General features: G+C 70.9%; 25 protein-coding genes and 1 tRNA gene. 15 read left to right on the forward strand and 11 right to left on the reverse strand.

Going from position 1 to position 26299, the window contains the following annotated elements:
* The first annotated feature begins 193 nt into the window (after positions 1-193).
* Positions 194-1171, forward strand: a complete 978-nt coding sequence (locus IO36_RS00070; protein ID WP_037614529.1) for an ATPase BagA — start codon at positions 194-196, stop codon at positions 1169-1171.
* Positions 1168-2694, forward strand: coding sequence for an ATPase BagB (locus tag IO36_RS00075; protein ID WP_037614533.1), 1527 nt, complete (start codon positions 1168-1170; stop codon positions 2692-2694). The genes IO36_RS00070 and IO36_RS00075 overlap by 4 nt, the downstream gene beginning before the upstream one ends.
* Positions 2695-2986: 292 nt before the next feature.
* Here the strand turns inward: IO36_RS00075 and wblA are convergent, their stop codons facing one another.
* Entirely contained in the window at positions 2987-3325 is a 339-nt protein-coding gene (gene wblA / locus IO36_RS00080) for a transcriptional regulator WblA (RefSeq protein WP_028799159.1), read from the reverse strand.
* A 405-nt stretch (positions 3326-3730) separates the two neighbouring features.
* Between wblA and IO36_RS00085 the strand changes: the two genes are divergently transcribed.
* Positions 3731-6010, forward strand: a complete 2280-nt coding sequence (locus IO36_RS00085; protein WP_037614536.1) for a transglycosylase domain-containing protein — start codon at positions 3731-3733, stop codon at positions 6008-6010.
* A 235-nt stretch (positions 6011-6245) separates the two neighbouring features.
* Here the strand turns inward: IO36_RS00085 and IO36_RS00090 are convergent, their stop codons facing one another.
* On the reverse strand, positions 6246-6710 hold the full coding sequence (locus IO36_RS00090) for a GatB/YqeY domain-containing protein (RefSeq protein WP_037614538.1): 465 nt from the start codon (positions 6708-6710) through the stop codon (positions 6246-6248).
* A 170-nt stretch (positions 6711-6880) separates the two neighbouring features.
* Here IO36_RS00090 and IO36_RS00095 point away from each other — a divergent pair, with 170 nt between their 5' ends.
* The 5 genes from IO36_RS00095 to IO36_RS00115 all read left to right on the forward strand — a co-directional run bounded on the left by IO36_RS00095 (position 6881) and on the right by IO36_RS00115 (position 10351).
* Positions 6881-7807: a metallophosphoesterase gene (locus IO36_RS00095; RefSeq protein ID WP_037614540.1), complete on the forward strand. Its 927-nt coding sequence runs from the start codon at positions 6881-6883 to the stop codon at positions 7805-7807.
* Between the two features lie 120 nt (positions 7808-7927).
* Entirely contained in the window at positions 7928-8722 is a 795-nt protein-coding gene (locus IO36_RS00100) for a Pr6Pr family membrane protein (protein WP_037614542.1), read from the forward strand.
* A 33-nt stretch (positions 8723-8755) separates the two neighbouring features.
* Positions 8756-8829, forward strand: a tRNA-Pro gene (locus IO36_RS00105).
* 249 nt (positions 8830-9078) lie between these two features.
* Positions 9079-9480 carry a hypothetical protein gene (locus tag IO36_RS00110; RefSeq protein ID WP_245173063.1) on the forward strand — a complete coding sequence of 134 codons (402 nt, stop codon included), beginning with the start codon at positions 9079-9081 and terminating at the stop codon, positions 9478-9480.
* A 130-nt stretch (positions 9481-9610) separates the two neighbouring features.
* Positions 9611-10351, forward strand: a complete 741-nt coding sequence (locus IO36_RS00115; RefSeq protein ID WP_037614544.1) for a hypothetical protein — start codon at positions 9611-9613, stop codon at positions 10349-10351.
* Between the two features lie 64 nt (positions 10352-10415).
* On the opposite strand, the gene IO36_RS00120 is transcribed toward IO36_RS00115, so the two are convergent.
* The gene (locus tag IO36_RS00120; RefSeq protein WP_245173064.1) at positions 10416-10895 is read right to left on the reverse strand and encodes a hypothetical protein; all 480 of its coding nucleotides are present in this window, start codon (positions 10893-10895) and stop codon (positions 10416-10418) included.
* Positions 10896-11015: 120 nt separating this feature from the next.
* Here IO36_RS00120 and IO36_RS00125 point away from each other — a divergent pair, with 120 nt between their 5' ends.
* From IO36_RS00125 to IO36_RS00135, 4 genes are all read left to right on the forward strand, one after another.
* Positions 11016-11510 carry a hypothetical protein gene (locus IO36_RS00125; RefSeq protein ID WP_037614550.1) on the forward strand — a complete coding sequence of 165 codons (495 nt, stop codon included), beginning with the start codon at positions 11016-11018 and terminating at the stop codon, positions 11508-11510.
* A gap of 123 nt (positions 11511-11633) precedes the next feature.
* Entirely contained in the window at positions 11634-11774 is a 141-nt protein-coding gene (locus tag IO36_RS46610) for a hypothetical protein (RefSeq protein ID WP_158997158.1), read from the forward strand.
* Between the two features lie 61 nt (positions 11775-11835).
* Positions 11836-12765 (forward strand): phosphorothioated DNA-binding restriction endonuclease, encoded by a 930-nt coding sequence (locus tag IO36_RS00130; RefSeq protein WP_037614552.1) that lies wholly within the window; start codon positions 11836-11838, stop codon positions 12763-12765.
* A 199-nt stretch (positions 12766-12964) separates the two neighbouring features.
* Entirely contained in the window at positions 12965-14962 is a 1998-nt protein-coding gene (locus tag IO36_RS00135) for an NAD-binding protein (protein ID WP_037614553.1), read from the forward strand.
* A gap of 145 nt (positions 14963-15107) precedes the next feature.
* Here the strand turns inward: IO36_RS00135 and IO36_RS00140 are convergent, their stop codons facing one another.
* Positions 15108-16937 carry a S9 family peptidase gene (locus tag IO36_RS00140; RefSeq protein ID WP_037614554.1) on the reverse strand — a complete coding sequence of 610 codons (1830 nt, stop codon included), beginning with the start codon at positions 16935-16937 and terminating at the stop codon, positions 15108-15110.
* A gap of 254 nt (positions 16938-17191) precedes the next feature.
* On the opposite strand from IO36_RS00140, the gene IO36_RS00145 reads away from it, so the two are divergent.
* Both IO36_RS00145 and IO36_RS00150 read left to right on the forward strand, forming a co-directional pair.
* Positions 17192-17566 (forward strand): nuclear transport factor 2 family protein, encoded by a 375-nt coding sequence (locus IO36_RS00145; RefSeq protein ID WP_037614555.1) that lies wholly within the window; start codon positions 17192-17194, stop codon positions 17564-17566.
* A gap of 49 nt (positions 17567-17615) precedes the next feature.
* Positions 17616-18461: an SURF1 family protein gene (locus IO36_RS00150; protein WP_078942953.1), complete on the forward strand. Its 846-nt coding sequence runs from the start codon at positions 17616-17618 to the stop codon at positions 18459-18461.
* Between the two features lie 80 nt (positions 18462-18541).
* Here IO36_RS00150 and IO36_RS00155 read toward each other — a convergent pair whose 3' ends face one another.
* The 7 genes from IO36_RS00155 to IO36_RS00190 form a co-directional block, all read right to left on the reverse strand.
* On the reverse strand, positions 18542-19675 hold the full coding sequence (locus tag IO36_RS00155; protein ID WP_245173066.1) for a hypothetical protein: 1134 nt from the start codon (positions 19673-19675) through the stop codon (positions 18542-18544).
* The gene (locus IO36_RS00160; protein ID WP_078942906.1) at positions 19672-20298 is read right to left on the reverse strand and encodes a SigE family RNA polymerase sigma factor; all 627 of its coding nucleotides are present in this window, start codon (positions 20296-20298) and stop codon (positions 19672-19674) included. The genes IO36_RS00155 and IO36_RS00160 overlap by 4 nt, the downstream gene beginning before the upstream one ends.
* A gap of 489 nt (positions 20299-20787) precedes the next feature.
* Entirely contained in the window at positions 20788-21849 is a 1062-nt protein-coding gene (locus IO36_RS00170) for an aspartate-semialdehyde dehydrogenase (protein WP_037614561.1), read from the reverse strand.
* The gene (locus tag IO36_RS00175) at positions 21846-23138 is read right to left on the reverse strand and encodes an aspartate kinase (RefSeq protein WP_037614563.1); all 1293 of its coding nucleotides are present in this window, start codon (positions 23136-23138) and stop codon (positions 21846-21848) included. Before IO36_RS00175 ends, IO36_RS00170 begins: the two co-directional genes overlap by 4 nt.
* Positions 23139-23484: 346 nt before the next feature.
* Positions 23485-24144 (reverse strand): DUF5063 domain-containing protein, encoded by a 660-nt coding sequence (locus tag IO36_RS00180; RefSeq protein ID WP_037614565.1) that lies wholly within the window; start codon positions 24142-24144, stop codon positions 23485-23487.
* Positions 24137-24736: a recombination mediator RecR gene (gene recR / locus IO36_RS00185; protein ID WP_037614569.1), complete on the reverse strand. Its 600-nt coding sequence runs from the start codon at positions 24734-24736 to the stop codon at positions 24137-24139. The genes IO36_RS00180 and recR overlap by 8 nt, the downstream gene beginning before the upstream one ends.
* Positions 24737-24823: 87 nt before the next feature.
* The gene (locus IO36_RS00190; protein WP_078942907.1) at positions 24824-25168 is read right to left on the reverse strand and encodes a YbaB/EbfC family nucleoid-associated protein; all 345 of its coding nucleotides are present in this window, start codon (positions 25166-25168) and stop codon (positions 24824-24826) included.
* Positions 25169-25479: 311 nt separating this feature from the next.
* Between IO36_RS00190 and IO36_RS00195 the strand changes: the two genes are divergently transcribed.
* Complete coding sequence (locus IO36_RS00195) at positions 25480-26223, forward strand: SLATT domain-containing protein (protein WP_037614574.1); 744 nt, start codon at positions 25480-25482, stop codon at positions 26221-26223.
* Positions 26224-26299 lie beyond the last annotated feature (76 nt).

The following is a 26299-nucleotide window of genomic DNA, read 5'->3' on the forward strand; positions in this document are numbered from 1 at the left end:
GCTGCCGACCACAGCCTCTTGCCCTGCCACCCACCCGAGCCGACCACGTGAACCGACCGGCGTCCGCACCCATCCCGACCACCCTCTCCGTCCGGATCCGACCGCCCCGCCCACCCGCCGCCACGCCGCAGACGGCACCACTTGTCCACAGCCTCCTGCTTACTCCGGCGGCGGACTGGTTAGGCTCGAATACGTGAGCAGGCTCCAGGTCGTCAGCGGCAAGGGCGGTACCGGCAAGACCACGGTGGCCGCGGCCCTCGCGCTCGCCCTCGCGACCGAGGGCAAGCGCGCCCTTCTGGTCGAGGTCGAGGGCAGGCAGGGCATCGCGCAGCTCTTCGAGACAGAAGCGCTGCCCTACGAGGAGCGGAAGATCGCCGTCGCTCCGGGGGGCGGGGAGGTGTACGCCCTCGCCATCGACCCCGAACTGGCGCTGCTGGACTACCTCCAGATGTTCTACAAACTGGGCGGCGCTGGCCGCGCCCTGAAGAAGCTGGGCGCGATCGACTTCGCGACCACGATCGCGCCCGGTCTGCGGGACGTGCTCCTGACCGGCAAGGCCTGCGAGGCGGTGCGCCGCAAGGAGAAGAGCGGCCGCTTCACGTACGACTACGTGGTGATGGACGCGCCCCCCACGGGCCGCATCACCCGCTTCCTGAACGTGAACGACGAGGTCGCCGGCCTCGCGAAGATCGGCCCGATACACAATCAGGCCCAGGCCGTCATGCGCGTCCTCAAGTCGCCGGAGACGGCGGTCCACCTGGTGACGCTGCTGGAGGAAATGCCCGTACAGGAGACCGCGGACGGGATCGCGGAGCTGCGTGCCGCGAAGCTCCCCGTGGGCCGGATCATCGTGAACATGGTGCGCCCGGCACTCCTGGACGGCGTCGACCTGAAGCTGGCCGAGACCGCCTCCCGTTCGGCGATCGCGAAGTCGCTCTCCTCGGCCGGCCTCGGCGGAGCGCGCCGCGGCGGGCTCGCCGAGCGCCTGGTGGACCCGCTCCTCCAGCAGGCCGGGGAGTACGCCGAGCGGTACACCCTGGAGACCGAGCAGCGGAGCGTACTGGCCGAACAGGCCCTGCCGCTGCACGAACTCCCGCTGCTCGCCGAGGGCATGGATCTGGCGGGCCTGTACGAACTGGCCGCACAGCTGCGTAAGCAAGGGATGTCATGAGTCTGGACCCGGCCCGCGTCCTCGATCTCGACCCGCTGCTCGACGACCCGCAGACCCGCATCGTGGTGTGCTGCGGCTCGGGCGGCGTCGGCAAGACGACCACGGCGGCGGCCCTCGGGCTGCGGGCCGCGGAGCGCGGCCGCAAGGTGGTCGTGCTCACCATCGACCCCGCGCGCAGGCTCGCGCAGTCGATGGGGATCGACTCCCTCGACAACACTCCGCGCCGGGTGAAGGGCGTGGAGGGGAGCGGCGAGCTGCACGCCATGATGCTCGACATGAAGCGCACCTTCGACGAGGTGGTCGAGGCGCACGCGGAAGGGGACCGGGCGGCGGCCATCCTCAACAACCCGTTCTACCAGTCGCTTTCGGCGGGCTTCGCGGGCACGCAGGAATACATGGCGATGGAGAAGCTGGGCCAGTTGCGGGCGCGCGACGAGTGGGACCTGATCGTGGTCGACACACCGCCGTCCAGGTCCGCGCTGGATTTCCTGGACGCGCCGAAGCGGCTCGGTTCGTTCCTCGACGGGCGGCTGATCCGGCTGCTGACGGCGCCGGCGAAGCTGGGCGGCCGGGCGGGCATGAAGTTCCTGAACGTCGGGATGTCGATGATGACGGGCACCCTGGGCAAGCTGCTCGGGGGCCAGCTCCTCAAGGACGTGCAGACGTTCGTGGCGGCCATGGACACCACCTTCGGCGGCTTCCGGACCCGGGCGGACGCCACGTACAAGCTGCTCCAGGCGCCCGGTACGGCGTTCCTGGTGGTGGCGGCGCCCGAGCGGGACGCGCTGCGCGAGGCCGCGTACTTCGTGGAGCGGCTGGCCGCGGAGAAGATGCCGTTCGCCGGTCTGGTGCTGAACCGGGTGCACGGCAGCGGGGCCGCGCAGCTGTCCGCCGAGCGGGCGCTCGCCGCCGCGGAGGACCTCGATTCCGTCGAGTCGGAGCATCCCGACCCGGCCGCCACGGAGAACGCGGAACCCGGCACCGCCGAGAACGCCGACTCCACCACCGCGGAGAACGCCGAGGCCGACACCGCGGACGCCGCCGCTCCGGACGACGTGGACGACCCCGATTCCGCCACCGCAGAAAATCTTGCCGGCGCCCGCATTGTGGATCAGGCGGACGGGAAAGCTGGACTTCGTAACTCTCCCGGCACGTACGGCAGTTCAGAATCACCGACTTCCGGTGCATCAGCTCCTGACGAAGGCTCCCCCGCCATCACGGACAGGACAGCCGGTACGGGCCGCACCACCGCAACGGACCACACGACCGCTACGGACAAGCCCGCCGCCACGGACCCCGAGCGTTCCATCGACCAGCTCACCGCGGGCCTGCTGAGGCTCCACGCCGAGCGCATGCAGCTGCTCTCCCGCGAGCAGCGCACGCGTGACCGCTTCGCCGCGCGGCACCCCGAGGTGCCGGTGGCGGAGGTCGCCGCGCTGCCCGGCGACGTGCACGATCTCGCGGGGCTGCGGGACATCGGGAACCGGCTCGCGGCCCACCGGCCGGAGCTTCCCGAAAGCTGACGGAGCCCCTGAAGGAGCACCTGCGAGGACACCCACCGAGACGAACCGCGACAGGGCATCCGAGCAGACCGCAGAAAGCCCTCGGAGACCGGAGAAACCCTCCGGAGCCCGGAGAAGGATCAGCAGCCCGAAGAAGGCTCAGGAGCGCGCGAGCGGGGATGCTCGACGGAGCCCCTGAGGCGACGCCTCACGCCCCGCTCGGCCCCGCGACCGCCGGACGGGCCCGTCCAGGGGCCCGCACGCGTCCGAGGGGCCCGAGAGCGGCGTCCTGGCCGCGGTGGGCGAACTCCCCTCAGCCCACGGCCGCGTAGCGCTCGTACACCTCTTCCTCGTCGAGAGGCAGCAGGCCCGCTCCGCGCTCGTACTCCGTACGCGCGGTCTCGAGCAGGCGCCGCCACGAAGTGACGGTCGGTCGCCGGCGCAACAGCGCCCGGCGTTCGCGCTCGGTCATGCCACCCCACACACCGAATTCGACGCGGTTGTCGAGCGCGTCGGCGAGGCACTCCGTGCGAACCGGACATCCGGTGCACACTGCCTTCGCCCTGTTCTGCGCTGCTCCTTGAACGAACAGTTCATCCGGATCGGTAGTGCGGCAGGCCGCCTGCGCACTCCAGTCGGTTACCCAGCCCATACCGGCGCCGTCCTCTCCCGAATCGAGGCTCCCCCACGGCGGCAGCGGCATATTCACCGCCGCCAGTTGAGGACGTTACGGAAGGTGGGCACAGCGCAACACCCCCTTCGGGCCCAATCTTGAATGGCCCGAACGGACTATGCGTAAGCGGCAGATCACCCGGGGGAGTGAGCCGAGGACATGCGTGACCATCCCGGCAATCCGGGACATTTGGGTCGAGTCACATCGGGCGTCACGTGACACACGAGGTTGATTCGGACACGTGCTCCACAGGAGCGCGGAACCTCCGGAACGATTCGGGGTCGCCGGACGTATTGATACGTGGTCGCACTGCTGTGACAGTTGAGAGCAGCTTAGGCCAAGGCATATACGCGTGTCCGGCGAATGAGAACGTAGGCTGCCCTCATGCCAAAGAAGCGCTCGGGCGGTGGTCTGACCACCACGCAGCAGGCCGCCAAGTTCCTCGGTGTCAGCGTGCTCGCGGGTGCCGTCATGGCCGGAATCGCGCTGCCCGCCGCGGGCGCGCTCGGTCTGGCGGCCAAGGGGTCGGTCCAGGGGTTCGATGACATTCCGGACAATCTGAAGAGTCCGTCGCTGAGCCAGCGGACGACGATCCTGGACAGCAAGGGCGGTCAGATCGCGACCGTCTACTCGCGCGACCGCACGGTGGTCGACCTCAAGGACATCTCGCCCTACATGCAGAAGGCGATCGTCGCGATCGAGGACTCGCGCTTCTACCAGCACGGCGCGATCGACCTGAAGGGCATCCTGCGCGCGGTCAACCAGAACGCGCAGAACGGCGGCGTGGCCCAGGGTGCCTCCACCCTGACCCAGCAGCTGGTGAAGAACTACTTCGTGGAGGAGGCCGGCGACGACCCGACCAAGGTCGCCCAGGCCACCCAGCAGACCATCGGCCGCAAGGTCCGCGAGCTCAAGTACGCGATCCAGCTGGAAGAGAAGCTGGGCAAGAAGAAGATCCTCGAGAACTACCTGAACATCACGTTCTTCGGGGAGCAGGCGTACGGCATCGAGGCGGCCTCCCAGCGCTACTTCTCCAAGCCCGCCAAGAAGCTGAAGCTCCAGGAGGCGGCGCTGCTCGCGGGCATCGTCCAGTCGCCGAGCCGGTACGACCCGGTCAACGACGAGGAGGAGGCCCTCAAGCGCCGCAACACCGTGCTGCAGCGCATGGCCGAGGTGCACGACATCTCCCAGGAGCAGGCCGACGCCGCCAAGGAGACCAAGCTCGGGCTGCACGTCAGCCAGCCGAAGAACGGCTGCATCACGGCCATCAAGGGCGCCGCGTTCTTCTGCAAGTACGTGGAGAAGGTGTTCCTGAGCGATCCGGTCTTCGGCAAGACCAAGGAGGACCGGGCCAAGGTCTGGAACCAGGGCGGCCTGACGATCCGTACGACGCTGGACCCGCAGTCCCAGGCGTCGATCCAGTCGTCCCTGAAGCAGCACGTCTACAAGTCCGACAAGGTCGCCGCGGCGGCCACCCTGGTCGAACCCGGCACGGGCAAGATCCTCGGGATGGGCCAGTCGAAGCCGTACGGCTACGGCAAGAACGAGACCGAGTACAACTACTCGGTCAACTACGACATGGGCGGCTCGAACTTCGGCTTCCCGACCGGTTCGACGTTCAAGCCGTTCGTGGCCGCGGCCGCGCTGGAGCAGGGCCGGCCGGCGACGCAGCAGTACTCCTCGCCGAACTCGATGCTGTACCCCAGCCCCGTGCAGACCTGCAGCAGCAAGCCCTGGACGAACCAGTACAACGAGCGGGTGCCGAACGAGAGCGAGTCCGAGAAGGGCCCGTACCAGCTGAAGGAGGCGATGGCCAAGTCGGTCAACACCTACTTCGTGCAGATGATCTCCGACATCGGCCTGTGCCCGGTGATGAACCAGATCCAGAAGCTCGGTGTGGTCCAGGGCAACGGCGACAAGCTCCCCGAGGTGCCCTCCATCGCCCTGGGTGCCAAGGGCATCTCGCCGCTCACCATGGCCACGGCCTACGCGGCCTTCGCCTCCCGCGGCATGTACTGCACGCCGGTCGCCATCGAGTCGATCAGCCAGCAGATCGGCGGCCACGAGAAGTCCCTGGACGTGCCCAAGTCGACCTGTTCGCGGGCCATGTCCGAGACGACCGCGGACACCGTCAACAGCCTCCTGAGCGGCGTGATCGACTCCGGTACGGGCCAGCAGGCCGGTCTCACCGACCGCGCCAACGCCGGTAAGACGGGTACGACCGACGAGCGCAAGAACGCCTGGTTCGTCGGCTACACCCCGAACCTCTCCGGCGCCGTCTGGGTCGGCAGCGCCACCCAGCGGGTCCACATGGTGAACATCCAGATCGGCGGCGTCTGGCAGGCGAAGGTGTACGGCGGTCAGGTCCCCGGACCGATCTGGCGGGACCTGATGACCGGCGCCCTCTCGGGCAAGGACGCCCCGTCCTTCAACCTGGTCAACATCCCCGACCCGGACAAGAACCAGGACAAGGGCCAGGACGACGACGGCAACAACGGCCGCGGGCGCCACGGCGGCCGGGGGAACAACAACACCACCAACGGCGGCACGATCAGCGGCCAGTCCGACGGCGGGGTGACGTTCCCGACGCCTTCCTTCTCGTTCCCCGACGGCTTCATCCAGGGCAACACGAACAACGGCAACGGGAACGGCGGCCAGCGCTGACCCCGACGCCGGGAGCGCCGACGCGAACACCGGAACGCCCCGTGGGCCAGGACTCGATCCTGGCCCACGGGGCGTTCGGCGTTTGGGTGGTGCGGCATACCGGCTCGGTGGCGCGCCGGTACGCGGGTGATCGCGTCGCGCGGCGGTGACGCCACGGGCCCGGTCGGGGTCCGCCAGAGCCCACCGGGGTCTCCCTGACCCTGCCGGGGCAGCCGGTGCGTTCCGGGGTGGGCCGTCAGCCCGCGAGCAGCTGCTTCACGGCTGCGGCGACGCGGCCGCCCTCGGCCTGCCCGGCCACCTTCGGGTTCACGATCTTCATGACGGCACCCATCGCGCGCGGGCCCTCGGCACCGGCCGCCTTGGCCTCTTCGACGGCCTGGGCGACGATCGCGCGAAGCTCGTCGTCGGACAGCTGCTTGGGCAGGTAGACGGCGAGGATCTCGCCCTCCGCCTTCTCCCGCTCGGCCTGCTCGGCACGCCCGCCCTGCGTGAAGGCCTCGGCCGCCTCACGACGCTTCTTGGCCTCGCGGGCGATCACCTTCTGCACCTCGTCGTCGGAGAGTTCGCGCTTGGTCTTGCCCGCGACCTCCTCGTTGGTGATGGCGGAGAGGGTGAGCCGGAGCGTCGAGGAGCGGAGCTCGTCGCGCCCCTTGATCGCGGCGTTGAGGTCTTCCTGCAACTTCGACTTGAGCGTGGTCATGCCGCCAAGTGTCGCAGGTGCGGTGACACGGACGCCTGTTGATTTCGCGGTGTGCCCGGCGGGGCCCCGGGAACCGCCCGGAACCGCTCCTTCCCCCAGGGCCCCGTGCGGGCTTCCGGGCTGTCCACAGCCGGGTGAGAGCGCTCGCCGGAGTCTGACACGATGGGCGTATGCGCGCGCGATACGGAGTACCCCTGGGAATCACGGCGGTGGGCGCCGCCGGTCTGCTGTACTCGGCGGGGTTCGAGGCCCGTTCCTTCCGCCTGCGGCGGGTGACCGTCCCGGTCCTGCCGCCGGGGATGCGGCCGCTGCGCATTCTCCAGGTCTCCGACATCCACATGGTGAGCGGACAGCGCAAGAAGCAGCGCTGGCTGCGCTCGCTGGCCGGGCTGCGCCCCGACTTCGTGATCAACACCGGGGACAACCTCTCGGACCCGGAGGGCGTGCCGGAGGTGCTGGACGCGCTCGGCCCCCTGATGCAGTTCCCGGGCGCCTACGTCTTCGGTTCGAACGACTACTACGGCCCCACGCTCCGTAACCCCGCCCGGTACCTGTTCGAGAAGGCAGCGGGCCGGCACGGACTGAACGGCAACAAGCCGGTCGTGGGCGCCGTCCACAACCCGTGGGAGGACCTGCGGGACGGCTTCGACACCGCGGGCTGGCTGAACCTGACCAACACCCGGGGCACACTGAAGATCGACGGCGCGGCGATCGAGCTGACCGGCGTCGACGACCCGCACATCAAGCGTGACCGCTACGCGCGCGTGGCCGGCGGCCCGTCCGAGTCCGCCGACTTCTCGATGGGCGTGGTGCACGCCCCGTACCTGCGCAGCCTGGACGCGTTCACCGCCGACGGTTACCCCCTGATCCTGGCCGGCCACACCCACGGCGGCCAGATCTGCCTCCCCTTCTACGGCGCCTTCGTCACCAACTGCGACCTCGACACGGACCGCGTCAAGGGACTCTCCCGGCACACGGCGGAGGGCCGGACGTCGTACATGCACGTCTCGGCGGGCTGCGGCGCGAGCCGCTACACCCCGGTCCGCTTCGCCTGCCCGCCGGAGGCGTCGCTGCTGACGCTGGTGGAGCGGGCGTAAGGGGATCTCGGGACCGAGATCCCCGAGCCCCGGGCCCTCGGTTCGGATCCACTCCCCCTCCCGTAACCCGCCCAGTCGACCCATATCGCCCAAATGCCCCGCTCCGCTTAGCGTGAGGGCATGATCAACCGCATGCCCAGGGACATACCCGATCTCCCTGCGATACCGGGCATCCTCCCGACGAACCGCTCCTTCGTGCCCGCGACGGCGGTGGTGGCTCCCGCCCGTCGCCCGGCCACGGCGGTCTACCGCCTCCTGGTGGCCCTCGCCGCGGCGACGGGCGTGGCGATCGAGATCAAGCTGGGCACCCCGGTCCGGGTGCTGAGCTACTTCACGATCCAGACCAATCTGCTGGTCGCGGTGGTCTTCGCGGCCTCGGCCCGCCGGGCCTGGTCGGCCCGCAGACCCCTCCCCGGGGCCCTGACCGGCGGCACCCTGATGTACATCACGATCACGGGCCTCGTCTATCACCTGCTCCTGGCGAACGAGGCGACCCCGTTCTCCATGACCGGAGGCGACGACACGCTCGCCGGCTGGCACGCGGTGGCCAACCAGCTGCTCCACACGGTCACACCGATCGCCGTGGTCCTGGACTGGTTCCTACTGACCCGCCCGACCCCGCTGGCGCTGCGCAACGCGGCGACCTGGATGATCTACCCGCTCGCCTATCTGGCCTTCTGCCTGGCCCGCGGCGCGATGCTCACGGCCGGCACCCCGGCGCGCTACCTCTACCCCTTCGTCGACGTGGACCGGCACGGCTACGGAGGCATCCTCGGCAACACCGCCATCCTGGGCGTCGCCTTCTACCTCCTGGCCCTCCTCGTCGTCGTCCTCGACCACTGGCGCCCCGACCCGGTCAGGCGCCGCGTCCGACGCCAGGAAACCGGATTTCGTCTCAGGCCACCGGTGGGCTAAAGTAAACGACGTCGCCGCGAGAGCAGCGACAATCGGGGTGTAGCGCAGCTTGGCAGCGCGCTTCGTTCGGGACGAAGAGGTCGTGGGTTCAAATCCCGCCACCCCGACAGCTGAGTAGCAGGTCAGAGGGCCCTTACCGGATCGGTAGGGGCCCTCTGGCGTTGCTGTGTGTCTCAGCGCGTGGCTATCGGGCTCTGAGCGTCTGGGACCCGTGGCGGTCGAGGTCCGACAATGCCTCCTTGGGCCGGTGCGCGAGTCCGGGAAATACAGATGCTCACCCTCGGCCCGGGCAGGCACGATCTCTGCATGTCGACCGATGTCAATGGACTAATCGAATGCCGGCCGGGGGCCCGTCTGTGGGTCCCGACGACGAGGACTCCATATGGGTGGAGGGCATCGACCTCTTCCTCCTCGACATGGGCAACGCCTACGACGGCCTGGCCTGCCTCTTCGGAGTGCGGAACTCCTTCGGCTTCCGTCCCCTGGCCGAAGATCGTGGGTTTCCGGACGACGCCTCGGATGAGTTGCGGCGCAGGGTCGCCGGCTGGGGCGGCCCCCACACTGTGTACGGGGCCACCTGGCTGACCTGGGCGGAGCTGGACGCCACGGACTGGCATGAGACCGACGCCTCGGGGACACGGACCCGTGCGTCGGCCGCGGGTACCGATACTGGCTGGGGCCCCGTCTGGAGCGTCATGCGTATCCTCGGCGAGCTCCACGGAGCCGAGAACGTACGCCTTGTCGTCTGGTTCGACTGACTCGTCGACCAGGAGCTGATGGCCGGGCCGGCCTTCCGCGTGGAGGAGTCGAGACTCAGGGCGGCTGGGCTGATGGCCGATATCGTGACTGGCTGACCGTCACGTACGTTCCTTGGAAAAGAAGTTCAGGATGCACATCCTGGAAGATCCGTCCGAGCTCTCGGCACGGGCGCAGGACTTCCTGTCTCGCACAGCCCGGCGGGAGTATCCACCTCGATTCGGACTGCCCATCGAACTCTGGCGCGTACGCGACCGCATCGGGAAACTCGTCCCCGCTCCCATGGACCTCATCATCCGGTGCGAGGGGTTCGAGCAGCGGTTCGGGGGCCTGCGCTACGAGGTGCGCCGTAGCGCGGTCGTGCACGGGGAGCGGTACGAGACCAGCCGTGGGTGGGAGTTCGACCACCTCGGTCCGCGGACGGCGGCGTGGCAGGACCCGGGAGGTGGCTGGTACTTCGAATGGACCGGCGAGCGGGTGGCGAAGCCGTGCCGGGACCTGATCCACACCGACGGGACCGTGGGCACCGACATCGACGGCGGCAGTCCCTACCTCCGCATCGCCCCCTCGCTCCTGCATCTGATCGAATCGCACGCCCTCATGGACGCCGTCGCGACGTGGACGCAATGGCCCGTGGACTGCCTGGCCGTGTCGGCCCTCGAACTCCTCGACGGCCTGGTGGTGGTGCCCGAAGCCTCATGGGGTTCCTCACGGTGGCGGCTGTCGGACACCGTTGCCGTCATGGACTACGACAGCTGGGACCACGAGAATCCGCACCGCCGGACCCTCGTCTGGTCGCGCGCAGAGGCCGGTCACCGTCAAGTGCAGGCGCTTCTGGACGGATCGCGTACGGCGATCAGGGCGACGGTCTGACCCTCGGCGGCACAACCTCGTAGCGGGCGCCGCGCGCGGGCGCTCCCTGGCTCGCGGTTCCGGACTACGAGCGCAGCCCGAGGTGGCTGTGCAACAGGGCCGCGGCAGGCACGTCCGCCTTGGCCGACGCGGGCTTGGCCAGGTCGACCAGTCGGGCCCTGAGTTCGGTGGCATCCTCGCCCAGCACGATCGCGCTGAGCACGAGTTCCAGCATCACGGCGCTATGGGCGTCCGACGTTCCCCCGTAGCGATCCGGATCGGATTCGACCATGGCGCCGAGAATCATCAGGCCGCCTCCGTCGGCCGGGCCGAACGCCGCTTCGAAGATCCCGAAACCGGTCCAGCTGCGATGCACGTAGACGACGCTGTCCTCCGTGAACACATCCCACTTCTCATCCATGTCCCGCGCCTCATAGCCGAGTTGGATTCGGCCCCACTCCTCGTTCGTCCACTTCCGGGTGGGCAGGACGGCCATCGGGCGGGGTGCGGAGAGGGGGAGGAGGTCATGAAACGACGACCTGGTCACACGTTCGTCAGCGGGCATGGTCGGATCGTACGGACACGGCGAGCGGTCGGGCTCCAAGAACTTCCGACGGGGACCGCGAACTGCCCAGGCCCGCGCGGCCTGAGGTGGTGTCAGACCCGGTGCCTACACTCGCACCCCATGTCCTCTCAGAAGCAGACCGTGCGTTCGTTCGACGAGCAGTTGTCGGTCGTTGACGCACTGATCGTTCAGGCTTTTCCCGAGGGGAAGCAGGACATCAGGACGGAGCACGGCTGGAGCGGGCGCGGGTTTCACATCGGCGTTCTGCGGGAGACGCGGGACTTCTGGGAGGACCGGAGCGCCGAAGTGGTCGAGCCCGCGGTGCAGGAACTGGAGGACGACCTCTCGGTGCTGGCCGCCGCCCTGACCGGGCGTTGGGGCGAGCCGACGGCGGTCGACCTGTGGCCGTACCTCGGATTCGACGACCCCGACTATCCCGACAACGAACCCGCACCCGAGCCGTTGAGCACCTTGTGCGGCCTCGCCGTCACCATGCAGGCGTGGCGGATACCGTCCACCGGCCGCTGGCTCGGACTGACCGTCGGGCAGGCCGACCGTGAGTTCCCGTTCGAACTGCTCGTCGCTGTCGGCGAGGAGTTCTCGTTCCCGCGGTGAGCTGCGGCCCAGCTCACCGAGTCGAGCGCCCGGGCACAGCGGAGTGGGGGTTCGGGAACGGCCGCGGTCCGCTCGACGTCAGCACAAAGGGCGGGCCGATGTGGTTCAGAGGGGGATGCGGGGATGGGGAGCAGTGAGGACTACGCGAGGACCAGTGACCGGCTGATCGGTTGCGGGTGTCTGGCCGGACTCGCCCTCGCGCTGTTCGCCACCATCGGCTTCCCTCTCCTGATCGTGCTGGCGGACCGCTTCGGCTCCCGCTAGGCGGGGAAAGCGGTGTCCCGGGGCGGGTGCCGTGTCGGCGGGGGTCACTACGATCACCGGCATGGACTGGCTGGAGCGGGCCGCGCGGCTGAGGCAGTGGAGCCGGGACGGGGTACGGGCGCCGCACAAGCCGTTGCTGCTGCTGTACGCGCTGGGCCGATTCCAGGCGGATGCCGCGGGCGAGCTGCCGTACACCTCGGTGGAGGCCGACCTCAAGCAACTGCTGCTGGAGTACGGCCCGCCGCGCGCGACCTCGCCCGCCTATCCCTTCCATCACCTGGTCAGCGACGGGGTGTGGGAGGTGCGCACCGACCGCGGCGTCGGCAGCCCGGGCACCGGCGTACGGGAGCTGCGGGCCGGCGGGGCCACCGGGCGGCTGGCCCCCGACCTTCGGGCGGCGCTCCGGCGGGACCCCTCGCTGCTCGGCCGTATGGCGAGGGTGCTGCTGGATCTGCATTTCCCGGCGTCGCTCCACCAGGACCTGTGCGACGCCGTCGGGCTGGAACTGGAGCCGGATTCGGCGCCGAGCGCCGCCCCGGCAGCGGCGGGCAGGCGGCGGGACCCGCGGATGCGGGAGATGGTGCTGACCGCGTACGAGTACCGGTGCGCTTTCTGCGGCTTCGACGGCATGATCGGCACGGTGCCCGTCGGACTGGAGGCGGCACATGTGCGCTGGTGGGCCTTCGACGGCCCGGACCGCGTCGACAACGGACTGTGCCTCTGCTCGCTGCATCACAAACTCTTCGACAAGGGCGTCCTCGGCATGGCCGACAGCCACCGCGTCATGGTCTCCCAGCGGTTCATCGGCCGCGGCCGGGCCGCCCAGGAGCAGGTCACGGCACTCGCGGGCCGGCCGCTGATCGGCCCGCAGCCCGGCACCCCGCCCGTCGCGACGGCCCACCGCTCCTGGCACACGCGTCAGGTCTTCCATGGGGGCTCGCGGCCCGCCGCGGCGGCAAAAAGCCAGAGGACAGGGCGATTTGAAGGGTGATCAGCGGGTGGCTCGGCTCGCGGCCGGGGGAAACGGCGAGGCCAGCTGCGGGTTCTGCTCGGGCGCCCCTGGGTGGTTCTCCTGGTGACCGGTCGTGGACGCGTCCGGTGGCGGTGGAACCGGGCCCGTTCGTGGGGCAGTCTTCTTTCTCGTGGGGAATCTTCCGTCTCAGAGCGCGCCGGGTGACTCGGCCGAGCACATGGTGGTGGCCGGGGACGACGCCCTGGCCCATCGGCTGGCCGCCGAGCTGCGCGGGGTGTACGGCGAGCGGGTGACGCTCGTGGTGCCGCCCGCCCAGCGCGGTGTCCAGTTGCCCGTCGTCGGGCGGGCCCGGGCCACGGCCCTGTTCGACCGGGTGTCCGCAGCCGTGAACCGGGCCTCCGGGAACGGCAACGGGGGCGGGAACGGGGGCGGGACCGCGGGTGCTCCGGGCGGGGGTGACGAGCCGTCCGGGTCCGAGCGGGTCGTCGAGGCCGCCGAACTCACCGAGAGCGCGCTCGCCTTCGCGGGCGTCGAACGAGCCACCGCGCTCGCCCTCGTCTACGACGACGACGAGACGAACATCCGTGCCGCGCTCACCGCCCGGCGGCTCAACCCGCGGATCCGGCTGGTCCTTCGGCTCTACAACCGGCGTCTCGGTCAGCACATCGAGGCCCTTCTCGACCAGGCGTCCGCCCTGGCGGCCGCCGCGGCCGCGGGCGACGGCACACCCGGCGCCGGCGGCCCGGCCGGTGGCGCCCCGGGGGCGGGTGGTTCCCGCGCCGGCGGGAACTCCGCGGCCTTCGACGCCTCGACCACCGTGCTGTCCGACGCCGACACCGCCGCACCCGCGCTCGCCGCGACCGCCGTCGCCGGCACCAGCAAGGTCGTCCAGACCGACGGGCTGATGCTGCGCGCGGTGGAGCGCACACCGCCCGGTCCCGGCCAGGTCGCCGATCCGGGGCTGTGCACACTGGCGTTGCTGTCCGCCACGACCAACGACCCGGCCGGCGCCGACGGTTCGGAGGGCAGCGGCGCTCAGGGTCCCCAACTCCTGCCCGACGAGCGGGCGGTGGCCGCCGCCACCGGACGCGGCATCGTCGTCCTGGAGAACGTCTCGTACTCCGGTCCCGAACTCGGCTCGGGCCGGGGCGTCGTGCCCTGGTTCGGCTCGCTGCTGTCCCGGCGGCTGCGCTGGTCGTTCGCGGGACTCGTCGCGTGTGTGATCGGGCTCGCCGTGGCCTCGATGCTGGTCACCGGAGCGCATCCGCTCCAGGCGACCTATCTGACGCTGCTCGACCTCTTCGCCATCAACGATCCGGCCATCGGGAAGCCGCTCGGACGCCAGATCCTCCAACTCTGCTCGGGCATGGTCGGGTTGCTGCTGCTGCCGGTGCTGCTCGCCGCCGTGCTGGAGGCGCTCGGGACCTTCCGCGGCGGGACCGCCCTGCGCAGGCCGCCCCGGGGGCTGTCCGGGCACGTGGTCCTGCTCGGCGTCGGCAAGATCGGCACACGGGTGCTGGCGCGGCTGCGCGAGCTGCGCATTCCCGTGGTGTGCGTGGAGGCCGACCCCGACGCCCGTGGGCTCGCGCTGGCCCGGAGGCTGCGCGTGCCCGTGGTGCTGGGTGACGTCACGCAGGAGGGGGTGCTGGAGGCCGCCAAGGTCCACCGGGCGCACGCGCTGCTGGCGCTGACCAGCGCGGACACGTTGAACCTGGAGGCCGTCCTCTCCGCACGGACCCTGCGGCCCGATCTGCGGGTCGTCCTGCGGCTGTACGACGACGACTTCGCGACCGCCGTCTACCGCACCCTGCGATCCGCGCACCCCGGGGCGCTGACCCGGAGCCGCAGCGTGTCCCATCTGGCCGCGCCCGCGTTCGCCGGAGCGATGCTCGGACGGCAGATCCTCGGGGCGATCCCGGTCGAGCGGCGGGTGCTGCTGTTCGCCGCGGTGGACGTGGGCGGGCATACGCAGCTGGAAGGGCGCACCGTCGGGGAGGCGTTCCGGGCGGGGTCGTGGCGCGTGCTCGCGCTGGACACGGCGACGCCCGAGGAGCGCCGGGCCGCCGCGGCCTCCGCCCCGGGCGGTCCCCGGCTGGTGTGGGACCTGCCCTCCACCTACGTCCTGCGGCCCGAGGACCGCGTGGTCCTCGCCGCCACCCGGCGGGGCCTGGCGGAACTGCTGGGCCGGCGCCCCCGGCAGCGGACGGGCGCGTAGTCCCCGACGGAGCTGCAACGGGCGGGGGGATCCCCGTCCTGGGGTCCTGCGTCAGAGCCCCAGGACGGGATGCCCCGGGACCAGCGCTCCCGGGACCCCACGCCCGTGGCGCCCCGGCACCGCCCGCCCCGACCCTTCCCTCGTGTCACGCGCCCAAGTGCCGCTCCGCGAAGTCCAGTTCCAGGCGGACCTGCTTGATGCGTTCGTCGACGACCAGGGAGCCGTGGCCCGCGTCGTAGCGGTAGACCTCGTGGACGGCCTCGCGGGCGGCGAGACGGCTCACGTAGTTGTCGATCTGGCGGATGGGGCAGCGGGGGTCGTTGACGCCGGCGGAGATGTAGACGGGGACCTTGACCGCGTCGACGTAGGTCAGCGGGGAGGACGCCTCGAAGCGTTCGGGCACCTCCTCGGGGGTGCCGCCGAGGAGCGTGCGGTCCATGGCCTTCAGCGCCTCCATCTCGTCGTGATACGCCGTGACGTAGTCGGCGACCGGGACGGCGGCGATGCCGAGGGCCCACGCGTCGGGCTGGGTGCCGACGCCGAGGAGGGTGAGGTAACCGCCCCAGGAACCGCCGGTGAGGATCAGCCGCTCGGGGTCGGCGAGGCCTGAGGTGACGGCCCATTCGCGGACCGCCGCGATGTCCTCCAGCTCGATGAGGCCGACCCGGTGCTTGAGCGCGTCGGTCCAGGCGCGGCCGTATCCCGTGGAGCCGCGGTAGTTGACCCGGACGACCGCGTAGCCGTGGTCGACCCAGGCCGCCGGGCCCGCCGCGAAGGCGTCGCTGTCGTGCCAGGTGGGGCCGCCGTGGATCTCGAAGACGGTGGGCAGCGGGCCGGTGGCGCCGGCCGGCTTCTGGATCAGGGCGTGGACGCGGCCGCCGGGTCCCTCGACCCAGACGTCCTCCACGGGCACGGATCCCGGGGACTTCTCACCGGGCGGGTCCAGGACGATCTCGCCGGTCGTCGACCGGACGGCCGAGGGCTCGGCGGCCGAGGACCACAGGTACTCCACGGTCCCGTCCGGGCGGGCCGTCGCCCCGGAGACCGTGCCGGGCGGGGTGGCGACCTCGGTCAGGGCGCCGGAGGCGAGGTCGTAGCGCCACAGGTCGCTGCGCGCCTCGAAGCCGTGGACGATCAGCAGGGCCGAGCCGTCCGGATACCACTCGGCGGCCACGTCGCCGGGAAGATCGAGCCCCAGGTCGGTCTGCTCGCCCGTCGACACGTCCCACACGAGGGGTTCCCAGCGGCCGCGCCGCTGGTGCCCGATGAGCAGCCGGCTGTCCCCGTCCACGGGGGCGAAGCCCAGCACCTCGAGGCCCAGCTCGACCGTGCCGCCCTCGGTGTCGTCGAGCTCGGCGACCGCGGAACCGTCCGGGCGCAGCACCCTGAGCGCCGAGTGCATGGCGTCGCCGTGCTCGGTGTGCTCGACGGCGATCAGGGAGCCGTCGTGCGAGAGGTCGCCGACGCCGGCGGACTCGCGGTGCCGGTAGATCTCCACCGGGGGCTCGCCGGCGCGGGCCACGTGGATCGTCGATCCGTCGTCGTCGGTCGAGCGGCCGACGACGGCGGTGCGCCCGTCGCGCCCGATGGCCAGGCCCGCCGGGTAGGAGGCGTCGAGACCGGGGACGGCCGGCTCGTCGACGGCGCCCGCGACCAGGGGGGCGTCGAAGGGGCGACGCCGCCAGACGCCGAACTCGTCCCCGTCCTTGTCGTCGAACCACCAGATCCACGCGCCGTCGGGCGAGAGCACGCCGTCCGTCGTGCCGTTCGCCCGGTGCGTGACCTGGCGCTGCTCGCCCGTCTCTCGATCCCACGCGTACAGCTCGTACGTCCCCGTCGCGTTCGAGACGAACAGGGAGCGGTGCGGGGCGTCCTCCGCCCAGTCCGGCAGCGACACCCGCGGTGCCCGGAAGCGCTTCTCCCAGTCGGGCATGTCGGGCTGCTGCGGCTCGGTGGACCTGGTGCTCTCAGTCATGGCCCCATACTGCCTGGCCCGGCCCCATTCGCGCCGACGAGGTCCCCAGCCTGTGGACAACCTCTCCGCCCCCGCGGGCCGCACCGGCCGCCGGGGCAGGTGCACCGCGGCGCGAGCGCGTTCCGGGACGGGCGACGGTTCCGGCCCGCCCGCGAGGGCGTGTGCGCGGGCCGGAGGCGTTGTCAGTGGTCCGCCCGCAGGGGCGTGTGCGCAGGTCGGAGCCGTTGTCAGTGGCGGGGTGCAGACTTTTTCGCATGACCGATCTACGCGAGGCCGTCGAGCGTTACTGGGCCCACGCGGACGCCAGGGACTGGGAGGCGTTCGCGGAACTGCTGGCCGAGGACGTCGTCTACACCCTGCCGCAGACGCGGGAGCGCATCAGCGGCAGGGAGCGGTACGTCGAGTTCAACCGCGAGTACCCGGGCGACTGGCACGTCCGGATCGAACGGGTCGTGGCCGAGCCAGGCCAGGCCGTCACCTGGACCCAGGTCACGGTGGGCCTGGAGGAGATGCACGCCATCACGTTCTTCACGGCGGACGCCCACGGCCGCATCGCCACGGTGACGGACTTCTGGCCCGAGCCGTACGAGCCCCCGGCCGGCCGGGACCACCTGGCCGAGCGGTACTGAGCGGGCCCCACGGCCGAGTCCCGCACGGCCGCCCCGTACCGTGGACGGCGTGTACCGGTTCCTGCTGACGCCCCGCTGGTGGGGGATCAACGTCTTCGTGCTGTTGGCCATCCCCTTCTGCATCTTCATGGGGTCGTGGCAGTTGGGGCGCTTCGAGGACCGGGTGCACGACCACCGGACCGCGCAGGCGGCGGCTTCCACCGCCGAGACCGAGCCCGCCCGGCCGCTGGCCGCGATGCTGCCCGTGACCACGCAGACCTCCGGGAAGCAGACCACCGCCAAGGGCCGGTACGGCAAGCAGCTCCTCGTGCCGGACCGGGAACTGGACGGCAGGAGCGGGTACTACGTGCTGACGCTGCTGCGGGTCGACGGCGGCAAGGCGCTGCCCGTCGTCCGCGGCTGGCTGCCCGGTACGGCGGACGCGGCGAAGGCCCCGGCCCCGCCCGCCGGCGAGGTCACGGTCACGGGCGCGCTCCAGGCGTCCGAGAGTCCCGGGTCGAACGGCGTCAGCGCGGCCGGAGGGCTCCCCGCCGGACAGACGGCCGCGATCAGCGCGGCCTCCCTCGTGAACCTCGTGCCGTACACCCCGTACGACGCCTGGATCACGCTCGACAAGGCCGACGCCGGGATGAAGGCGGTGCCTCCGGCCGCGCCGGACAACACCGGCCTCGACCTCAAGGCGTTCCAGAACCTCGGCTACACCGGCGAGTGGTTCGTCTTCGCGGGCTTCGTCCTCTTCATGTGGTTCCGGCTGCTGCGCCGCGAGGTGGAGTTCGTCCGCGACGCCGAGCTGGGACTGCTCCCCGAGGCCGAGGGCACGCCCGGCACCCCGGAGGAGCCCTCCGATTCCGAGGACGCCGGCAGCACGCCGTCGACGCCGTCCGCCGCCTCCTGACAAAAGCGGGCGGCCCGGGGAGCGGGACTTCGCTCCCCGGGCCGCCTCGCACCGGATGCCGGGTCCCCCGGACCCACGCGTCAGGACGTCGTCAGGATCCCGGTGTGGTAGACCGTGCCCGCGCAGGCGTTGGGCACGGTGACCGACGCCACCGCACCGCCCGAGGCCGCCGTGCTGGAGACGACGACGCTGCCGTCCTGCGTGCCGTCCTCGACGAGCAGCTGCGGCGCGGGGTTGGCCACCGCCGCGTCCGTGGTCGTACCGCCGGTGTCGCCGGTGCCCTGGGTCGGGGTGGGGTCCGGCGAGGGTTCCACCTCGGTCGGGCACGTCGACGAGGGCACCCAGGCGAACTTCACCACGTACGAGGTGCCCGGCTGGAGCACCAGCGAGGTGACCTCCGTGGAGGGGTCGGGCAGCCCGCTCGCCGCGTCGCCGCCCACGTGCGTGGCCACGCCGACCTTGGCGGGGTCCGCCGCGCCCTGGGCGGTCGCGTTGACCGTGCCGGCGCCGGTGACCGTGCAGGCGGTGGCGGAGACGTTCGAGACGGTGAAGGAGCCGTAGACCGCGCCGGTGGAGTCCGGTGCGGCGGCGGTGCCGGAGGCTCCGCCGAGCTGGTCGATCGTGCAGGTGGGGGCCGCCGAGGCGGAGGCCGTGGGGTCGGCGCCGCCCGTGACGGAGCCGTTCCCGCCCTTGTCCTTGTCGCCCGGCGCCTTGGTGCTGCCGTCGGAGCCGCCGTCCTTGGAGGTGCCGGAGGAGCCGCCGCCGTTCTTGCCGGAGCCGCCGTCCGAGCCCTTGTCCTGGCCCTGGCCGCCCTGGGCCTGGGAGGCGTTGGCCGCCATGGACGGGTCGGGGTTCGAGCCCGAGGAGTTCGAGACGTGCACGAACGCCGGGATCGCCGTGCCCATGAACAGGGCCGCCGCAGCCATGCCGACCAGGGCCTGACGCTTGCGGGCCCGCCGGGCCGGTACCGCCCGGCGCAGATGGTCCAGGGTGCCGTCGGTGGGTTCGATCTCCTGAACGGCCTGGTGCAGCAGCCGGCGCAGTGCCAGCTCGTCGCTGCCGAGCCCTTCGGGTCCCAGTCCGTCCATGTCCGGTGTTCCGGGCTGTTCGTCGGGGCCGTGGTTCACATTTCCGTTCCCAGCGTGCGATTGCTTGTGCTCGTGTTCGGGGCGTCCCTCGTCCTCGGGCCGCCGCAGTTCGTCGTCGCCACTCATGCCGAGGCCCCCATGGCGACGCGCAGCGCGGCGATGCCCCGCGAGCCGTACGCCTTCACCGAGCCGAGCGAGACGCCGAGCGTCTCGGCGACCTGGGCCTCGGTCATGTCCGCGAAGTAGCGGAGGACCAGGACCTCGCGCTGACGGCGCTGGAGTCCCTTCATCGCCTTGATCAGCGCGTCCCGCTCCAGCTGGTCGTACGCGCCTTCCTCGGCGCTCGCCATGTCGGGCATCGGCTTGGAGAGGAGCTTGAGGCCGAGGATGCGGCGGCGCAGCGCCGAACGCGACAGGTTGACGACGGTCTGCCGCAGGTAGGCCAGCGTCTTCTCCGGGTCCCGTACGCGTTTGCGCGCCGAGTGCACCCGGATGAAGGCCTCCTGGACGACGTCCTCGCAGGAGGCCGTGTCGTCGAGGAGGAGCGCCGCGAGACCGAGGAGCGAGCGGTAGTGCGCCCGGTAGGTCTCGGTCAGATGGTCGACGGTCGTGCCCGCCGCCAGGCTGTCCTGGGCGCCGTCACGCTGATTCGGGATGCGGGCGGGCCGCGCTGAGGGCATGGGCGCGATCACCGGCATGCCGCCGGGCGCGCCGGGGCTGCGGAGTCGGCGGGGTGGACGCAGGGCCATGCCCCTCGTCTGGACCGCGGTGAATTCGAGTACCTCTGCCACGCCAGTTGGACACGCGTCCCCCCGGCAGGGTTGTACGCGACGGGCATCACATTCTCGCCGGATTTCACACCGGACGGGGTCCCGTGTCCCGAAACACCCCCCGGAGCCACCGCCGTTACGCCCTCTCGCGCGCGCGACAGTGCATCAGATGCCCTCATGCGTAACAGCTCTTCTCCTGTGCCCAATGCTCTGCCGCCCCCCGGACGCCCCTGAATGGCGAGGGCGAAGACGCTCCCCGACACTCGCGCGGTTGCGCGGGACGACAGCGAAATCTTCGAACGCCGATACGAGTACGTTCAAGTGGTCAGGACCATTAAGTTGATCACTGAACCGGCAAAGATCCTACAAACCTACCCGCTCGGGAGCATCGGAATTACCGCCGGAGAGCGCCGGGGCAGGATCCTCACAGCGCTTTGACCAGGCAGAAGGTCGGATACCCGGCCCGTCCTACGGTGCTCGGGTGAGTTCCGCCGCCACCAGCTCGGCGATCTGGGCGGTGTTCAGGGCGGCACCCTTGCGCAGGTTGTCCCCGCACACGAACAGTTCGAGCGCGGTCGGGTCGTCGAGGGCCCGGCGGACCCGGCCCACCCAGGTCGGATCGGTGCCGACCACGTCCGCGGGCGTGGGGAACTCGCCGGCGGCGGGGTTGTCGAAGAGGACGACACCGGGCGCGGTGGCCAGGATCTCCCGGGCCTTGTCGACCGTCACCTCGTCCTGGAAGCGGGCGTGCACGGTCAGGGAGTGCGTGGTGACCACGGGGACGCGGACGCAGGTCACGGCGACCTTCAGCCGGGGCAGCCCGAGGATCTTGCGCGTCTCGTCGCGCACCTTCATCTCCTCCGAGGACCAGCCGTCCTCGGCGAGCGACCCGGCCCAGGGCACCACGTTCAGGGCGACCGGCTCCGGGAAGGGGCCCGTGTCGTCGCCCACGGCCCGGCGGACGTCACCGGGGCTGTTGCCCAGCTCCGTGCCCGCGACCAGGGACATCTGCCGGCGCAGGGTGTCGATACCGGCGCGGCCCGCGCCGCTGACGGCCTGGTACGAGGAGACGACGAGTTCCCGCAGCCCGAACTCGGCGTGCAGCGCGCCCAGCGCCACGATCATGGACAGGGTCGTGCAGTTCGGGTTGGCGACGATCCCGCGCGGGCGCACCCGGGCGGCGTGCGGGTTCACCTCGGGCACGACGAGGGGCACCTCCGGGTCCATCCGGAAGGCACAGGAGTTGTCGACCACGACGGCGCCCTTGGCGGCGGCGATCGGCGCCCACTGGGCGGCCACCTCGTCCGGGACGTCGAACATGGCGACGTCGACCCCGTCGAAGGCGTCCTCCGACAGGGCCGTCACCTCGACCTCCACACCGCGCACGGCCAGCTTGCGGCCGGCCGAGCGCGGGGAGGCGATCAGTCGGATCTCACCCCAGATGTCCGCGTGCTGGGACAGGATCTGGAGCATGACCGTGCCGACGGCTCCGGTCGCTCCCACGACCGCGAGCGTCGGTCGTCGGGTCATCGCCCGGTGCCTCCGTAGACGACGGCCTCGTCGCTGTCGGAGTCGAGCCCGAAGGCGCTGTGCACGGCGCGGACGGCGTCGTTGACGTCGTCGGCACGGGTGACCACCGAGATGCGGATCTCGGAGGTCGAGATCAGCTCGATGTTGACCCCGGCGTCGGTGAGGGCCTCGAAGAAGCCGGCCGTGACACCCGGGTTGGTCTTCATGCCGGCGCCGACGAGCGAGATCTTGCCGATCTGGTCGTCGTAGCGCAGCGACTCGAAGCCGATCACGCTCTTCGCCTTCTCCAGGGCGTCGATGGCCTTGCGGCCCTCGGTCTTGGGGAGGGTGAAGGAGATGTCCGTCAGGCCCGTCGTGGCCGCCGACACGTTCTGCACGATCATGTCGATGTTGATCTCGGCGTCGGCGATGGCGCGGAAGATCGAGGCGGCCTCGCCCGGCTTGTCCGGGACGCCGACGACCGTGACCTTGGCCTCGGAGGTGTCGTGAGCGACACCGGAGATGATGGCCTGCTCCACCTTCTGGTCCCCTTGCTGCTGAGTCTTCTGAACGAGCGGTTCGCTGCTGACCCAGGTGCCCTGGAGTCCACTGAAGGACGACCGGACGTGGATCGGGATGTTGTAGCGGCGGGCGTATTCCACACAGCGGTGGAGCAGCACCTTGGAGCCGGAGGCGGCGAGCTCCAGCATGTCCTCGAAGGCGATCCAGTCGATCTTCTTCGCCTTCTTCACCACGCGCGGGTCGGCGGTGAACACGCCGTCCACGTCGGTGTAGATCTCGCACACCTCGGCGTCGAGCGCCGCGGCCAGCGCGACGGCCGTGGTGTCGGAGCCGCCGCGGCCCAGCGTGGTGATGTCCTTCTTGTCCTGCGAGACGCCCTGGAAGCCGGCGACGATGGCGATGTTGCCCTCGTCGAGCGCCGTACGGATACGGCCCGGGGTGACGTCGATGATCCGCGCTTTGTTGTGGACCGAGTCGGTGATGACGCCTGCCTGGCTGCCGGTGAAGCTCTGGGCGCTGTGGCCCAGATTTTTGATCGCCATGGCCAGCAGGGCCATGGAGATCCGCTCTCCGGCGGTCAGCAGCATGTCGAACTCGCGTCCGCTGGGCATCGGAGATACCTGCTCGGCGAGATCGATCAGCTCGTCCGTCGTGTCGCCCATCGCGGAAACGACGACGACCACCTGGTGGCCGTTCTTCTTCGCTTCCACGATCCGCTTGGCGACGCGCTTGATGCCCTCGGCATCGGCTACGGAGGAACCTCCGTACTTCTGCACGACAAGGCCCACGTGCGCTCCTCGCTCAGTCCGTCTCGGCACCGCACTACTGCGGTCGGCTCAGTCTAACGAGCGGCCGGAATTCCCTTCCGGGGTATCGCATCGTGAGATGTCCCGCTCACGAGCTGATCACTCCGGGCTGTCAGGTCCACAGGGAGGTCCGGCCGCTCCGAGAGCGCACCTGCCCGTACCGGAACCCCGTCACTCGGAACGTGCCCCAGCTCACACGGCGGACGGGCGAAAGCCGGCCGTGCCCACGGGCGGGAGGGCGGACCCGCGGAGGGGCGGGAGGGCGGCCGGACCCGCGGACGGGCGGACGGCAGCCGCGCCCGCCGGCGGGCGGAGGACGGCGGGGCGGTTACTTGACCGTGCGCAGGCCGAGCGGCCCGGCGATCTCCTCCGCCATCACCTTGCCGGCCTCCTCGGCGAGCACTTCCTCGCCGAGGTCCTGGTCGGTGTCGAGGCCGTTCAGCTCCTCCAGGGGCTGGTTCAGCCGCACATGGGCCACCACGGACTGCAGGGCGCGCAGCGTCGCGGAGGCGGTGGAGCCCCAGTTCGAGAAGTAGGAGAACTGCCACCACCACAGGGCCTCGGTGGTGCGGCCCGCGCGGTAGTGGGCCATGCCGTGGCGCAGGTCGGTGATGACGTCGGCGAGGTCGTCCGAGATACGGGCCGGGACCGGGGCCTTGCGGGGCTCGTACGGGTCGAAGACCTCGGAGTAGACGTCGATCGGCTCCAGCATCACGGCGAGGCGCTCGCGCAGCTCGTCCACGTCCGCCTCCGGGCCGAGGTCCGGCTCGTAGCGCTCCTCGGGGACGATGTCCTCGTGCGCGCCGAGACGGCCGCCGGCCAGCAGGAGCTGGGACACCTCCAGCAGGAGGAAGGGCACGGCCGAGTCCGGCTCGTCGCCCTTGGCCACCTCGGTGACGGCGACCAGGAAGCTCTCCACCTGGTCCGCGATCTGGACCACGAAGTCGTCGGGGTCCGGACTGGTCTCGTGCAGCGTGGCGTCAGACATCTAGAAGTCGTCTCCCCTCGAAGGCGCGGCCGAGTGTGACCTCGTCCGCGTATTCCAGGTCGCCACCCACCGGGAGGCCGCTGGCCAGGCGGGTGACCTTGAGGCCCATGGGCTTGATCATGCGGGCGAGATACGTGGCCGTGGCCTCGCCCTCCAGGTTCGGGTCCGTGGCCAGGATGAGCTCGGTGACCGCGCCGTCGGCCAGCCGGGCCAGGAGCTCCCTGATCCGCAGGTCGTCCGGGCCGACGCCCTCGATCGGGCTGATCGCGCCGCCGAGCACGTGGTACTTGCCCCGGAACTCGCGGGTCCGCTCGATCGCGACGACGTCCTTCGGCTCCTCCACCACACAGATCACCGTGAGGTCCCGGCGCGGGTCGCGGCAGATGTTGCACAGTTCCTCCTGCGCCACGTTGCCGCAGGTCGCGCAGAAGCGGACCTTCGCCTTGACCTCCATCAGGGCCTGGGCGAGCCGGCGGACGTCCGTCGGCTCGGCCTGGAGGATGTGGAAGGCGATCCGCTGCGCGCTCTTGGGACCGACGCCGGGGAGCCGCCCCAGTTCGTCGATGAGGTCCTGAACAACGCCTTCGTACAACGGACTGCCTTTCCGAGTGCTGCGGTACCGCCTGGTCCCGTCCTGCTGTTTCTTCCTGGTGCGTACGGTAGTTGGATGCCGCCGGTCTTAGAAAGGCAGACCGGGGATGCCGCTTCCGCCGCCGAGCCCCTGGGTGAGCGGGCCGAGGGTCCGCTGCTGGAGCGCCTGCGCGTTCTCGTTCGCCGCGTGGACGGCCGCGACGATCAGGTCGGCGAGCGTCTCGGTGTCCTCGGGGTCGACCGCCTTCGGGTCGATCACCAGCGCGCGGAGCTCTCCGGAACCCGTCACGGTCGCCTTCACGAGGCCACCGCCCGCCTGGCCGCCGACCTCCGTGCGCGCCAGCTCCTCCTGCGCGTTCGCCAGGTCCTGCTGCATCTTCTGGGCCTGCTGCAGCAGCTGCTGCATGTTGGGCTGGCCACCACCGGGAATCACGATCAGCTCCTGGTCTCGAGTACGGCTGTCCGAGCGCCTTTTCCTGTCCAGCACGAGCCTACGTGGTCGGCGGGCCCGTCGCCCAAGCACTCTTTCGAGTGACATCTCCGCGCCTCCTATACCTGATCAAGGCCCACTTCCGGGCGGAAAAGCCGGTAAACCCGGTCCATCGCCACCCATTGGGCGGTAGGAAGGGTCCGGCGCATCCGCACCACGTGTCACAGGACGTCACGCGGTGTCAGCGCCGTCACCGCCGTCACGTCGTCCGTCATCGCCGTCGTCCATCACCGTCGTCAACTAGGGAGTGCCGGGTGAGTCAGCCGGAGATGCAGCCGGAGGGGCCGCTCCAGGACGGGCGGGGCGAGGGCGTGCCGGGACTGCGGCCGGGCGACCTGACCGGCAGGCCGTTCCCGCTCGGCGACTGGGGGGAGCCCGCCGAGCGGCTCCACGAGCTCTACCGCTGGGTGGAGCAGGGCGCGCTCGACACGGCCGCCTGGTACCTCTCCGACCGGGTGTGGAAGCGGCGGGCGGCGCGCGCGCTGCGGTGCGGTGCCTCGCTGGGGGCGGCGGCCGGGGCGGCGCTGCCGCTGCTCGACCTCACCGGGTCGGTGCGCCATGCGGCTCCGTGGGGATATCTGGCACTGCTGCTCGCGGTCTCCTGTGTCGCCGTCGATCGCTTCTTCGGCGTGACCTCCGGATGGATAAGGGACGTGGCCACCGCGCAGGCCGTGCAGCGGCGGCTCCAGGCCCTGCAGTTCGACTGGGCGTCCGAGAGTGTCCGGGAGGTCCTCGGCCCCGCCGAGGGAACGGCCAGCGAGGCGGCCGACCGGTGCATCGGGGTGCTGCGGAGGTTCTCCGAGGACATCACGGAGCTGGTGCGCACCGAGACGGCGGACTGGATGGTGGAGTTCCGCACCGGACCGGCTCCGCTGGGGATCCAGTCGTCGGCGGCGGGATCGCCCCGGCCCGACGGTCCGCCCCTGAACGGACGTGTCCCGCTGCCCCCGGGAACCCGCCCGAACATGCCCCGCCAGCGCCCGCCCGAGCCCCGGTAGGCGCCCGGGCGCTGCCCCGCATCGGCCGGCCCGGGGCGCATCGGCCTCAGCCGGCCGGAGGGCCACCGCGTCGGCC

This window comes from Streptomyces aureus (assembly GCF_000725495.1).
Lineage (GTDB): Bacteria > Actinomycetota > Actinomycetes > Streptomycetales > Streptomycetaceae > Streptomyces > Streptomyces aureus_B.